The organism is Streptomyces sp. NPDC005485, assembly GCF_040606085.1.
Classification (GTDB): Bacteria; Actinomycetota; Actinomycetes; order Streptomycetales; family Streptomycetaceae; genus Streptomyces.
Genome location: NZ_JBEXDZ010000007.1, coordinates 1 through 12,918, shown reverse-complemented (window position 1 = coordinate 12,918; position 12,918 = coordinate 1). Strand labels below are relative to the sequence as shown.

Annotated in this window: 13 protein-coding genes; 6 read left to right on the top strand and 7 right to left on the bottom strand. The window is 70.0% G+C overall.

Annotated elements, in window-relative coordinates; genetic code table 11:
- Positions 1-163: 163 nt before the first annotated feature.
- Positions 164-2,155 carry a trypsin-like peptidase domain-containing protein gene (locus tag ABZS97_RS04390; protein WP_356133404.1) on the bottom strand — a complete coding sequence of 664 codons (1,992 nt, stop codon included), beginning with the start codon at positions 2,153-2,155 and terminating at the stop codon, positions 164-166.
- A complete protein-coding gene (locus ABZS97_RS04385) occupies positions 2,148-2,603 on the bottom strand; it encodes a CU044_2847 family protein (RefSeq protein ID WP_356133402.1) in 456 nt (151 codons plus the stop codon). Before ABZS97_RS04385 ends, ABZS97_RS04390 begins: the two co-directional genes overlap by 8 nt.
- Positions 2,604-2,812: 209 nt before the next feature.
- Between ABZS97_RS04385 and ABZS97_RS04380 the strand changes: the two genes are divergently transcribed.
- Complete coding sequence (locus tag ABZS97_RS04380) at positions 2,813-2,998, top strand: DUF6104 family protein (RefSeq protein WP_018102711.1); 186 nt, start codon at positions 2,813-2,815, stop codon at positions 2,996-2,998.
- Between the two features lie 25 nt (positions 2,999-3,023).
- Here ABZS97_RS04380 and ABZS97_RS04375 read toward each other — a convergent pair whose 3' ends face one another.
- Complete coding sequence (locus tag ABZS97_RS04375) at positions 3,024-3,851, bottom strand: hypothetical protein (RefSeq protein ID WP_356133400.1); 828 nt, start codon at positions 3,849-3,851, stop codon at positions 3,024-3,026.
- Positions 3,852-4,084: 233 nt separating this feature from the next.
- On the opposite strand from ABZS97_RS04375, the gene ABZS97_RS04370 reads away from it, so the two are divergent.
- Positions 4,085-4,960 (top strand): DUF4097 family beta strand repeat-containing protein, encoded by an 876-nt coding sequence (locus ABZS97_RS04370; protein WP_356133398.1) that lies wholly within the window; start codon positions 4,085-4,087, stop codon positions 4,958-4,960.
- A 1-nt stretch (position 4,961) separates the two neighbouring features.
- Positions 4,962-6,017, top strand: coding sequence for a helix-turn-helix transcriptional regulator (locus ABZS97_RS04365; RefSeq protein WP_356133396.1), 1,056 nt, complete (start codon positions 4,962-4,964; stop codon positions 6,015-6,017).
- A 68-nt stretch (positions 6,018-6,085) separates the two neighbouring features.
- Here the strand turns inward: ABZS97_RS04365 and ABZS97_RS04360 are convergent, their stop codons facing one another.
- The 4 genes from ABZS97_RS04360 to ABZS97_RS04345 all read right to left on the bottom strand — a co-directional run bounded on the left by ABZS97_RS04360 (position 6,086) and on the right by ABZS97_RS04345 (position 9,581).
- Positions 6,086-6,655: a Clp protease N-terminal domain-containing protein gene (locus tag ABZS97_RS04360; protein WP_356133394.1), complete on the bottom strand. Its 570-nt coding sequence runs from the start codon at positions 6,653-6,655 to the stop codon at positions 6,086-6,088.
- Positions 6,655-6,864, bottom strand: coding sequence for a helix-turn-helix domain-containing protein (locus ABZS97_RS04355; protein WP_356133392.1), 210 nt, complete (start codon positions 6,862-6,864; stop codon positions 6,655-6,657). The genes ABZS97_RS04360 and ABZS97_RS04355 overlap by 1 nt, the downstream gene beginning before the upstream one ends.
- A gap of 143 nt (positions 6,865-7,007) precedes the next feature.
- Positions 7,008-7,979 carry a zinc-binding dehydrogenase gene (locus ABZS97_RS04350; protein WP_356133390.1) on the bottom strand — a complete coding sequence of 324 codons (972 nt, stop codon included), beginning with the start codon at positions 7,977-7,979 and terminating at the stop codon, positions 7,008-7,010.
- Positions 7,980-8,306: 327 nt separating this feature from the next.
- On the bottom strand, positions 8,307-9,581 hold the full coding sequence (locus ABZS97_RS04345) for an NADP-dependent malic enzyme (protein ID WP_356133388.1): 1,275 nt from the start codon (positions 9,579-9,581) through the stop codon (positions 8,307-8,309).
- Positions 9,582-10,140: 559 nt separating this feature from the next.
- On the opposite strand from ABZS97_RS04345, the gene ABZS97_RS04340 reads away from it, so the two are divergent.
- The 3 genes from ABZS97_RS04340 to ABZS97_RS04330 are packed head-to-tail and all read left to right on the top strand — an operon-like array spanning position 10,141 to position 12,855.
- Positions 10,141-11,103, top strand: coding sequence for an ABC transporter substrate-binding protein (locus tag ABZS97_RS04340; RefSeq protein WP_356133386.1), 963 nt, complete (start codon positions 10,141-10,143; stop codon positions 11,101-11,103).
- A 28-nt stretch (positions 11,104-11,131) separates the two neighbouring features.
- Positions 11,132-12,097 (top strand): amino acid ABC transporter permease, encoded by a 966-nt coding sequence (locus tag ABZS97_RS04335; RefSeq protein ID WP_356133384.1) that lies wholly within the window; start codon positions 11,132-11,134, stop codon positions 12,095-12,097.
- Positions 12,094-12,855, top strand: coding sequence for an amino acid ABC transporter ATP-binding protein (locus tag ABZS97_RS04330; protein WP_356133382.1), 762 nt, complete (start codon positions 12,094-12,096; stop codon positions 12,853-12,855). The genes ABZS97_RS04335 and ABZS97_RS04330 overlap by 4 nt, the downstream gene beginning before the upstream one ends.
- Positions 12,856-12,918: the final 63 nt, after the last annotated feature.

Genomic DNA, 12,918 nt, shown 5'->3' with positions numbered 1-12,918 from the left:
CTGGCAATGTACCCAGGGCAGGCTTGCCACACGAAGGGTTTCGGCCAGGCCCCGGGTGAATTCGGGGCGGTGGCCACGCTCTTGACGGCGGTGTCCGCGCTCTTCACGGCGGTGTCCGCGCTCTTCATGGCGGTGTCCGCGCGCTGCGTCGCGGTGTCGGTGCTCACAGCGGGGAGTCCACGGGCTCGGTCTCCTCGGCGGGCAGCGGTCGCCGGGGATCGTCGTACAGGAGAGCCAGGGGTTTCGCCCAGCGGCGGTCGGGGTGCCGTTCGCTGATCTCCTGGCGTACGTGCCGTACGCGGTCGGGGAGTTCGGCGAGCGAGTCGAGGGTGCCGAAGAGTTCCTCCACCTTGACGTAGAGAACATCGCAGGCGTCCGGGCAGGCGCGGCTCGCGTGGCCGTCGACGTGCCACAGCGCGACTCCGTGGCCGCTCTCCAGGGCGAGCTTCATCGCGACCCGTCCCGTGCCGCTGCCGGCCGGGCGGCACATGACCGGTATGAGGCCGCACGCCGCTTCCTGGTAGCGCAGGGCGTTCTGGCTCACGCCGCGCTCGGGGGTGCGCCAGGCGCTGAACCGCTGCTCCGACGCCATGGCCTGCCAGCGGTCGACCCAGAGTTTGTCCGGTTCTCCCCGGCGTGCGAGGGCGCGCAGCACCAGCCCGCGGCGCGCTCCCAGGTGTCCGGTGTCGTCCAGTTCCGCGATGTCGTCGAACCGCCATTTGTGCACGGGGGTGTCGAAGTACTCGGCGGGCAGGGCGACTTCGAGCGGTACGGGCCGACGGTCGGCGTCCTTCAGTTTGAACAGCCTGCCCAGCGGCGTACGCAGCGACTGGACGAGTTCGCCGGGCAGGGATCCGTGCAGCGAGCGGTCCGTCGCATACAGCTCGGGTTCCTTGCCGTCGTCGGTGCCGTGGCCGCCGTCGACCCAGATCTGCCAGAAGAAGTGGGTGGGGTTCGAGCCGATCACCGGGTCCAGCAGGACGGTGACGACAGGGCCCTCGCCGGGGCCGGGGTAGCGGATGACGACCCGCCCGGGGCCGTCTTCGGGGCGGGGCCGCAGCTCGTCGGGGAGCCGGACCTCCTCCACCAGGGCGTACAGATCGCGCGAGGGGTGCCTGCGCAGCCGCTTCGCCGTCCACGTCCGCAGGGCCCTGGTGTCGCCGCCCCGGCAGCTCACGTACTCCGCGACGAGCGTGAGGTATCTGAGGAAGGCGAACGGGCTGAGGGCGTGGGTGCCTTCGTAGAGCAGTCCGCAGCCGTCGCGCCAGGTCAGCAGCTCGGGTGTGCCCCCGGGCCACTTGTGCCTGCTCCTCGCGAGGCCCGCCAGCAGTTCCACGGTCGGCGTGTCCGGGGGCGGGGGGAGTTCGGCGAGCAGGGCCAGGGCCGACCGGCGGTCCTCGGGGGTCCAGTACTCGCCTCTTCCGGCCGCCGGGGACTGCAGATCGACCCAGTTGTCCCCGTCGCCCGACACCGGCTCCCCGCCGTGCCAGGCGTCGTGTGCCGCCATCACGGTCCGGTAGGTGTCCCCGAAGGAGCGCAGCGCGCCGAGCGAGACGGCCTTCCCGCCGTCCCGCTGCATCCTGCGCGACTTGATCAGGCCGACGACCGCCCCGGTGTCGGGGTCGAGCAGCGGCCCGCCCGACACTCCGCCGGGAAAGTCGTTGTCCGGCTTGAAGACCAGTCCGTACGCGTCGTCGTCGTGCCCGTTGATCTCGGCGTCCGCGTTCCAGGCCACGGCGCGGCGCCGCGCGCCCTCCGGCGGATCGGGGCGGTAGCCGTACGCCTTGAGGGCACCCGAGTGCCGCTCGGCCCGGTCGGTGAGCCAGACGCACTCGTGCTCGACGGTGTCGTCGGCGAGCCGTACGAGGGCGAGATCCTCCTCCGGCGGCACCACGGGGCGGGCCGGTTCGGTGATCAGCCAGCTCTCGAGACGCGCCGCGCAGTCGACGCCGTCGCCGCGCACCCTGAAGACCACACTCCGGTCCTTGGCGAGGTGGGGGCGCAGCACATGGGCGGCGGTCAGCACCCAGCCGGGCGCGATGAGGAAACCACTGCCCCACAGGGGGGTCGCGTCGCCCTCGGCGGGCAGCAGATGGACGGTCGCGGCACGGGCGAGTGCGCTGAGCCGGGCGAGGCGGGGGCTCTGGTCAGTCATGCGGGGCCGGGTCGGCGGCGGAGGTGCCGGTGGTCACGGCAGTGGTTGCGGTACCCGTACCGGCATCGGCGTCGGGGCTGCCGGAGGCGGGGCTGCCGGAGGCGGGCGACCGTGCGTCCCGCTCCCGCTGCTTGTCGAACTGCCATGTGAGAGTGACCTGCAAGGACGCCTTGGCCTCGCCCCTGGCCAGCACGGCCATCGCCATGCCCTCCTTCGCGGTGATCTCCACTCCGAAGGTGATGGCGGCCTCGTCGGGTCCGGCCGCGCGAGCGGCCCCGAGGACGCTGGTCCCGACACCCGAGATCAGTTCCCCCAGATCCTCCACCTTGGACCTGGCGACATCGAGGAAGCCGACGTCCTGATCGTCCCCGCCGTAGCTGTCCGGCGTACCGACCCGGGCCGTGACAACCGTCCCGTCCGGCAGCTCGATCTCCTGGATATGACTCATCCCGCTCCCCGTCGCCCCCCGCTCCGGTCAACTCTCCGTATCCGGAGCACACTTGAACTGCGACGAGGCTAATACCCCGGTCGGTTGCATACGAGACCGCAACACGCGCCGAACCGGGCACGAGGACGCCCGGAGCCGGGCCCGCCCGACACGGCCTACCCTGGTTGCGTAGACCCGAGGGCTTGTCCCGTCCGCATCAGGAGCAAGAGTTGTACTTCACCGACCGTGGCATCGAGGAACTGGAGAAGCGGCGCGGCGAGGAAGAGGTCACCTTCGAGTGGCTCGCCGAGCAGCTGCGTACGTTCGTCGATCTCAACCCGGACTTCGAGGTGCCGGTGGAGCGGCTGGCGACCTGGCTGGCGCGGCTGGACGACGACGAGGACGAGGACGAGTAGGACCCCCTCGGGTTCGGCAGGGGCGTCAGTCCGGGGCGCGCATGCGGTCGTAGGCGAAGCCCAGCGCGCCGTGGATCACCAGCAGCGCGCCCGCGACGATCCAGCCGCCGCTGCGCCGGCGTACGCCCCAGGCGGCGAGGGGGAGACCGGCGGCCAGCTGGGCGGCGGCGAGGGCGCGGGCGCGGGGACCGCGCAGCCAGGGGCCCAGCGTGGTGTTCTCGACGGCGTCGAGTTCCGCGCGGACGGCGTCGCGCCAGCCTGTCCACTCGACGGCTTCGGCGCCGGGCCGGCTCCGGGCCGCTGCACACAGCCGGTCGGCGGGTTCTCCGGGGCCGAGGCCGGCGGGCAGTGACAGTCCCGCGCGCGTGAGGACCGCGAGCAGGCCCGTCATGCGCGCGTGCGCGTCGGCGTCGGTGTCGGGTTTCGTCAGCCGGTCCAGGGACTCCATGTCCAGCACCGGGTCGAGACCCAGGCGCGCCGCGAAGGTGCGCATCGCCTCGTCCTCGCCGACCGGGGTGCCGTTCGCGAGCCATACGTAGCCGACGGTGCGGCGGAATCCGGACGCGAGCGTGCAGCCGCAGCGGTCCGCGTCCCACCACAGCGCGAGTACGGGCCAGGGGGCGCCGACGGCCAGGGCCGTGGCCCAGCCGGTGAGCACGCGGTCGACGGGTTCGCCGCCGTGCAGCCAGGGCTCGCCCTCGGGGACCAGCACGCTCCACTCGGCGCCGGCCCGCAGGAGCACCATCCGCTCGCGCAGCAGCTGGGCGGGGGTGCCGACGACGTCGGGCCCCGCCCGGCACAGGAGCAGGGCGCCGGCGGCCTTGGCCGGGGGCTCGTCGGGCGTCGTCGACATGGTCACACCGTAGGCCGATTCACCCCTTTTGACCCTTCGATGATCCCCAGAACGGGTGTCTTGACTTTCCGTACCCGCGATATATCGTGTCTCTTGGAAGACGCGATATGGCGTGTTGCGCCGTACGGCGTCAGACGTCGTACGGCGTTGTCGTGGACGGCGCCGTACGTGGCTGTCGCGTACGCCGCTGTCCGCGCCCCCCTGTGTCAGATCCTGCCGAGGAGGTCCGCACCATGTCCGAGTGGTCCGTCACCGAGCCACGCAAGCTGTCCTTCGACGACCCCGTGACAGCGCTCCAGGTGCGCATCGTCAACGGAACGGTGAACGTCGTGGGCACGGACGAAGGTTCCGCCCGTCTCGAAGTCTCGGAGATCGACGGCCCGCCGCTGCTCGTGACCCAGAAGGACGGCACCCTCACCGTCGCGTACGAGGACCTGCCCTGGCGGGGCTTCCTCAAGTGGCTCGACCGCAAGGGCTGGCGCCGCAGTGCGGTGGTCTCGCTGGCCGTCCCGGTGGGCACGAACGTCGAGGTGGGCGTCGTCGGCGCCAGCGCCGTGGTCTCGGGGACGGAGGGGCGGACAGAGGTGAAGGGCGTCACGGGCGACACGACGCTGGTCAGGCTCTCCGGCCCGGTGCGCGCCGACACGGTCTCGGGCAACGTGGAGGCGCAGGCAGTCACCGGCGATCTCCGCTTCAACTCCGTCTCCGGCGACCTGACCGTCGTCGAGGGCTCGGGCCCCTCCGTGCGCGCCGACTCGGTGAGCGGGTCGATGATCGTCGACCTGAACCCGGGAGGCCGCCCGACGGAGGTCCACCTGGTGAACGTGTCGGGCGAGATCGCCATCAGGCTGCCGCACCCCGCGGACGCGCGGGTGGAGGCCAACACCGCGAGCGGCACGGTCTCCAGCGCCTTCGAGGACCTCCGGGTCCGCGGCCAGTGGGGCGCCAAGCAGATCACCGGCCAACTGGGCGCGGGCAACGGCAAGCTGAAGGCGACGACCGTCTCCGGCTCGATCGCCCTGCTGCGCAGGCCCCCGGCCGAGGACGAACCGTGGGACGCGGAACCCGAGGACGCCCCGCAGGCCCCGACCGACAAGAAGGTGCTCTGAGATGGCTCCCGTCTTCGCCCACGGCCGCCTGCGGCTCTACCTGCTGAAGCTGCTGGACGAGGCCCCGCGCCACGGCTACGAGGTGATCCGCCTCCTGGAGGAACGCTTCCAGGGGCTGTACGCACCCTCCGCCGGCACCGTCTACCCCCGGCTCGCGAAGCTGGAGGCCGAGGGGCTGGTCACCCACACCACCGAGGGCGGCCGAAAGGTCTACGCGATCACGGACGCGGGCCGCGCCGAACTGGCGGACCGCAGTGGCGAGTTGGCCGACCTGGAGCTGGAGATCCGCGAGTCGGTCGCCGAGCTGGCCGCGGAGATCCGTGCAGATGTACGGGGCGCGGCGGGCGACCTGCGCCGCGAGATGCGGGCGGCGGCCACGGAGGCCCGCCAGGGCTCCGCCGGGACCAAGGAGCAGGGGCGGCACGAGAACGCGTACCGCGACTTCACCGAGTTCGGCGACAAGGAGGCGTGGCGGGCCGCGAAGGAGGAGATGCGGCGCGCCAAGCAGGAGTGGAAGGAACAGGCACGGCGCGCGAAGGACGAGAGCCGCCGGGCGCGTGACGAGGCCCAGCGGGCGCGCCGCCAGGCCAAGGAGGCGCAGGAGCGGGTCCGGGAGCAGGCGCAGGAGGAGATGCAGCGCATGGCCAAGCGGGTCCAGGACCATGTCCAGGACCACTTCGCGCGGGGCGACTGGCCGACGGGCGTGCGGGAGGGACTGACCGAACTGGCCAAGGAGTTCGGCGACTTCGGAAAGGAGTTCGGGAAGGAGTTCGGCAAGGACTTCGGGAAGGGCTTCGGGCGCACCGCGCAGACGGAGCCCGAGTACACGGTCACCCCCGAGGACTTCCCCGCCGAGTACGAGCCGTCCTGGGCACACGAGGACTCCTCCGGGAACCCGGCCCGCGACCTCGACCGCCTGCTGGACCGCTTCCGCGACGACATCCGCGACGCGGCCCGCGACCACGGGGTGACGGAGCAGCAACTACGCGACACCCGGGGCCACTTGTCGGCGGCGGCGGCACACATCGGGGCGATACTGCGCACACCGCGGGCATGATGCTGCCCTCGCGCCTGTGGTGCCCGGTCCTGTGGGCACCCCAGACGCCCCGCCCCGGGCCCGGGCCCTCATCCCGCCTCGGCGGCTCCCCCGTCGCCGTAGAGCACGCGCGTGACCTTCTCGTACGTCACCCCGTGGTCGGCGAGCACCTCCGCGGGGACGCCGGGGCGGACGGTGAGGGCCAGCAGGAAGTGCTCGTCCCCGATGCGCCGGTCGTGCCGGGCAACGGCGATCCGCAGGGACTGCGCGACCGCGCCCTTGGCCCCCTGGGCGAACGGCCGACGCTTCACCCAGCGCCCTCCTGCCCGGCGCCCTGGTTCGAGCACCCCTTCTCCATGGGCCTCCTCCACGCGGGAGACGATCGCCGAGAGGTCGATGCCGAGCCCGGAGAGGGCGTCCGCGTCGGCGCGAGAGAGCCCGCCGCGGCGGCGGGCCTCGGTCAGGGACCGCTCCACGGACTCCCGGGCCTCGTCCGTCAGCCCGAGCGAGGCCAGCGCGAACGACGCACGACTGGCCTCCCGGTCAAGGAGCGCGAGGAGCAGATGTTCCTCCTCGACCGTCTCCGCACCCACCCGTTCGCAGTGCCCGACGGCACCCTCGACAACAGCACGGGCGTCCTTGGTGAACCGCTCGAACATCACTGCCTCCCGTACTTCTTGTGCACGGCCTGTCTGCTCACTCCGAGTTCCGCGGCGATCTCCTGCCACGACCAGCCCTGATTGCGCGCACTGCGCACCTGCACCGCCTCCAGCTGCTCCAGCAGCCTCCGCAGCGCGGAGACCGCCCGCAGCCCGATCCGCGGATCGCGGTCGCCCGCGCGCTCGGCGAGATCCGTTGCGTCCGTCATAAATGTCAACCTACGTTGACACCATGACGCTGTCAACCTTAATTGACATGGCAACGGCCGACCCGCTGGGCGGATCGGCCGTTGTAGGAGCTGTGGGTGCTGTGGGAGCTGTAAGGGCTGTACGAAGACTGGCGCGCGGCAGCTCAGGAAGCGGACGGCGTCAGGACGATCTTCCCGAACTGATCGCCCGACTCCATCCGGGCGAAGCCCTCGCGGGCCCGGTCGAGCGGAAGCACCTCGTCGATGACGGGACGGACGCCGGTGGCGGCGCAGAAGGAGAGCAGGTCCTCCAACTCGTCCTTGGTGCCCATGGTCGAGCCGACCACCTTCAGCTCCAGGAAGAAGATGCGGGTCAACTCGGCGTGCGAGGGACGGTCACCGCTCGTCGCACCCGAGATGACCAGGGATCCGCCGGGCTTCAGCGACTTGACCGAGTGGGACCAGGTCGCGGCGCCGACGGTCTCGATGACGGCGTCCACCCGCTGCGGCAGCCGCGCCCCCGACTCGACGGCCTCCACCGCGCCCAGCTCGAGTGCCCGCTTGCGCTTGGCCTCGTCACGACTGGTGGCGAAGACGCGCAGCCCCGCGGCCTTCCCGAGCACGATCGCGGCGGTCGCCACGCCGCCGCCGGCCCCTTGGACCAGAACGGAGTCACCGGGCCGTACGCCGGCGTTGGTGAAGAGCATCCGGTAGGCCGTCAGCCAGGCGGTGGGCAGACAGGCGGCCTCCTCGAAGGACAGCTCCTTCGGCTTCGGCAGCACGTTCCAGGTCGGGACGGACACCTGCTCGGCGAAGGTGCCCTGGTAGTGCTCGGTGAGGATGGAGCGGGGCTCCTTCGGGCCGACGCCGTGCCCGGTCTGCCCGATGACGGAGTGCAGCACGACCTCGTTGCCGTCCTCGTCGACCCCGGCGGCATCGCAGCCGAGGATCATCGGCAGCTTGTCCTCGGCAAGGCCCACGCCACGCAGGGACCAGAGGTCGTGATGGTTGAGCGAGGCGGCCCTGACGTTCACGGTCGTCCAGCCGGGCCTCTGTTCGGGAGCCGGGCGCTCCCCCAACTCCAGGCCGTTCAGTGGCTGGTCACGGTCGATTCGGGCGGCGTAGGCAGCGAACATGACCACGACGATAGGCTCCCCCGCCCCCGCTGCGGAACGCTTCCCCTCTGTGACACGCGTCCCGCCAAGAAGGCCTTTTCGCCCCCTCCGCCCCTACCCGTCCCGTCTTCCGGGGCTCCGCTCCTCAAACGCCGGAGGGGCTGGGTTTTAGCCCGTCCGGCGTTTGAGGACGAGCGCGAAGCGCGATGCAGGGGGCGAGGGGGCGCAGCCCCCAGGTCAACGGGACGGGCAGGGGCGGAGGGGGCGAAAACCATCCGCCCGGCCCAACCCCCAGGTAAAAAAAATGGGCCCCGCCGGAGCATCCCGGCGGGGCCGCAAGAACCCGCGTCAGCGGCGAGCCACACCCTCGGCCCGAGCCGCGGCAGCCACCGCGGCCGTCACCGCCGGAGCCACCCGCTCGTCGAACGGCGAGGGAATCACGTAGTCCGCGGCAAGGTCGTCCCCGACGACCGCGGCCAGCGCGTCAGCGGCGGCGATCTTCATCCCCTCCGTGATCCGGGAGGCCCGCACCTGAAGCGCCCCCGCGAAGATCCCGGGGAACGCCAGCACGTTGTTGATCTGGTTCGGGAAGTCGGACCGCCCGGTGGCGACCACAGCCGCGTACTTGTGCGCGACCTCCGGATGCACCTCGGGGGTCGGGTTGGCCATGGCGAACACGAACGCGCCCTCGGCCATCGAAGCCACCGCAGGCTCCGGCACCGTACCGCCGGAGACCCCGATGAAGACGTCGGCTCCGGAGAGCGCCGCCTCCAGCGAGCCGGAGATCCCGGCCTTGTTGGTGATCTCGGCGAGCTCCCGCTTGACCGGCGTCAGGTCGTCCCGGTCCGCCGAGACGACGCCCTTGCGGTCCGCGACCGCGACATCGCCGATGCCCGCGGCGAGCAGGAACTTGGCGATGGCGACCCCGGCCGCACCGGCACCGGAGATCACCGCCCGCAGATCACCGAGCGCCCGCCCGGTCAGCCGAGCCGCATTGCGCAGCGCGGCGAGGGTGACGACCGCTGTCCCGTGCTGGTCGTCGTGGAAGACCGGGATGTCCAGCCGTTCCTGGAGCTGCCGCTCGATCTCGAAGCACCGAGGAGCCGAGATGTCCTCGAGGTTCACACCGCCGAAGGACGGCGCCAGCCGGACGACGGTCTCGACGATCTCGTCGACACCCGTGCAGTCGAGCGCGATCGGCACCGCGTCGACCCCGCCGAACTGCTTGAACAGGATCGCCTTGCCCTCCATCACGGGCAGGGAGGCTTCCGGGCCGATGTCGCCGAGCCCGAGGACGGCCGTCCCGTCGGTCACGACGGCGACGACGGACGACTTCCACGTGTAGTCGTGGACGAGCTCCGGCTGCTCGGCGATCGCGCTGCACACCTTCGCGACGCCGGGCGTGTACGCCAGGGACAGGTCGTCCTTGTCACGGATGGGCACGGTGGCCTGCACGGCCATCTTGCCGCCGCGGTGCAGCGCGAACGCCGGGTCGAAGGCGAAGGAACCGACCGATTCAACGGATTCGGCGCCCTCGGCGCCGAGGCCGGAATTCACCGGCTCCGCGTCGCCTTCGTGGCCCGTACTGCTGTCGCTGCGAGGATTGACGATCTCCGCTGCCACTTTGTTTTACCCCTTAAGTCTTCAAGGTTTGAGGGTGACCACTCCTGGTTGAGGGGTGGGCGGGCACCGCGTATGCCCTGCCGCCGTGGTTGCGTACGGGCGGATACGCGACGGGCGCGCCGCACACGCGCCCTGAGCCCCGGATGAGGGGTGTAAAGAACCTTCTTACCGGACCGATGGTGCCGTGGACGAGTCCATAACGCGAAGGTCACATGCCAGTGACATGACTCATGGCGAAATGGATGGACAAGTCCTGGACAACGGCTCAAGGCGCCGCAAGTGCGGAGTAACGGCCGCTCGCATCGTGAGATGCACCGAAGATCTTCCGGCCGGAAGGGGAGATTCCCGCAGAAGGTACGGCCCAGTGGTACCGGCCGGTAGCAGATCGGGGGTCACCCGTTATCCGATTTTGACATAGCGAGTCCCCTGAACGGCGCAGTCCGAATGGCAAGATGCCGTCATCACACGAGGTCGCGACACCCGAAGGTGTGTGTTCTCGTCGGTGTGTGTTCTCGTCGACCCATCGGCAACTCCATCCATTCCCGCCGGAGGAACCAACATGACCGCAAGCTCCACCCGTCGTCCGAACATCGCGCGCTCACGCACCGCCGCGGTCGGTGCGATCGCGGTCGCCGGCGCCCTGCTGCTCGCCGGCTGCGGCGACCAGACCAACGGCAGCGGCGGGGGCAAGAAGGAGACGGGCGACACCAACAGCGCCCCCCTCTTCTCCAAGCTGCCCAAGAAGATCCAGGACGCGGGCGTCATCAAGGCCGGCACGAACGCCGAGTACGCCCCCATGGAGTCGACCGAGGGCGGCAAGATCGTCGGCGTCGACCCGGACCTGGCCGACGCGCTGAGCAAGCAGCTCGGTGTGAAGTTCCAGTTCACCTCCGGCTCCTTCGACGGCCTGATCACGGCGGTCAACTCCGGTCGCTACGACATCGCGATGTCGTCCATCACGGACAACAAGCAGCGCCAGGAGGGCCTGGACGACAAGGGCAAGAAGCTCGGCGAGGGCGTCGACTTCGTCGACTACTTCGTCGCCGGTACTGCCATCTACGTCAAGAAGGGCAACCCGGAGAAGATCTCCGGCATCGAGGACCTGTGTGGCAGGACCGCCGCCGTGCAGCGGGGCACCACCTACGAGCAGGCGCTCAAGGACCAGTCCACCAAGTGCAAGAGCTCCGGCAAGAAGGCCATCGACATCGAGTCGTTCGACAACGACACCGAGGCCCAGACCCGAGTGAAGTCCGGTGGCGCGGTGGCGGGCATCAACGACTACCCGGTCGCGCTGGACCTGGCCCGCAAGGCCGACGGCGGCAACGCCTACGAAGTGATCAACAAGCAGTACGACGCCGGCCCGTTCGGCATCATCCTCGACAAGAAGAACACCCAGCTGCGTGACGTGCTGAAGGAAGCCGTCGACGCGATCATCAAGGACGGTTCGTACCAGAAGGTCCTGGAGAAGTGGGGCGCGCAGTCGGGCGCGATCGAGAAGTCCGCGATCAACGGCGGCAAGTAGGCCCAGCGCACCACTGAAGGGCAGTCACGTGACTGACAAGTTCGACAAGTCTCCGGCGGATACTCCGCCTCCGGGAGGCCCGGTCTCCAAGACCTCGGCGTCCGGAACCGACCCGGAGGCCATCAAGGCGATCCCGGTACGGCACTACGGCCGGTGGGCCAGCGGCGTCATCGTCGTCGCGCTCCTCGTAGCGCTCGTCTTCGCGTTCTCGCAGGGCGACATCCAGTGGCACACGGTCGGCGACCAGCTGTTCGTGTCCAGTGTCGTCAAGGGCGCGGGCCGTACGCTGCTGATCAGCGTGCTCGCCATGATCGTGGGTGTGGTGCTGGGCATCCTCCTCGCGGTGATGCGCCTCTCGAAGAACCCGGTGACCAGCACCGTCGCCTGGCTCTACATCTGGTTCTTCCGCGGTACCCCGGTCTACGTCCAGCTGCTGCTGTGGTTCAACCTGGCGCTGATCTTCCCCGTCCTCAATCTCGGTCCGATCTACAAGAACGAGATGACGGACGTCATGACCCCGTTCATGTGCGCCCTGCTGGGCCTCGGCCTGAACGAGGCCGCGTACATGGCGGAGATCTGCCGCGCCGGCCTGCTGGCCGTCGACGAGGGCCAGACGGAGGCGTCGCACGCCCTGGGCATGAGCCACGCCAAGACCCTGCGCCGGATCGTGATCCCGCAGGCGATGCGCGTGATCGTGCCGCCGACCGGCAACGAGTTCATCAACATGCTCAAGACCTCGTCGCTGGTGTACGCGGTGACGTACAACGAACTGCTGCGCTCGACGTCGGCGATCGGCTCCACGTCGTACGCCGTGATGGAGATGCTCTTCGTGGCCTCCATCTGGTACCTGGTGATGACCAGCGTGTTCAGCGTCTTCCAGTACTACCTGGAGCGTTACTACGCGAAGGGATCCAGCCGCAGCCTGCCGCCGACGGTCTTCCAGAGGATCAGGGCGAACATGCTCGGGCTGGGCAGTGAGAGGGGCAAGGCGTGACCGCCATGGTGAAGTCCGAGGGCGTCCACAAGTCCTTCGGCCCCGTAGAGGTCCTCAAGGGCATCGATCTGACGGTGAACACCGGTGAGGTGTTCTGCCTGATCGGCCCGTCCGGCTCCGGCAAGTCGACGTTCCTGCGGTGCATCAACCACCTGGAGAAGATCAACGCCGGTCGGCTGTACGTCGACGGCGAGCTGGTGGGCTACCGCGAGAAGGGCGACAAGCTCTACGAGCTCAAGGACAGCGAAGTCGCCCTGAAGCGCCGGGACATCGGCATGGTCTTCCAGCGCTTCAACCTGTTCCCGCACATGACGGCGCTCGAGAACGTCATGGAGGCGCCGATCCAGGTCAAGGGCGTCAGCAAGTCCCAGGCGCGGGAGCGCGCGGGCCAGCTGCTGGACCGCGTCGGCCTCGCCGACAAGGCGAAGAGCTACCCCTCGCAGCTCTCCGGCGGCCAGCAGCAGCGTGTGGCCATCGCCCGGGCGCTGGCCATGGACCCGAAGCTGATGCTCTTCGACGAGCCGACCTCGGCGCTCGACCCGGAGCTGGTCGGTGACGTCCTCGACGTCATGCGCGACCTCGCCGAGTCGGGTATGACGATGGTCGTCGTCACCCACGAGATGGGCTTCGCCCGCGAGGTCGGCGACAGCCTGGTCTTCATGGACGGCGGCGTGGTCGTCGAGTCGGGCAACCCCCGCGACGTACTGACGAATCCGCAGCACGAGCGGACGCAGTCGTTCCTGTCGAAGGTGCTGTAGCGGTACACGACGGAAGGGGCGGTACGGGACTCCCGTACCGCCCCTTGCGCGCGTGCGGCTAAG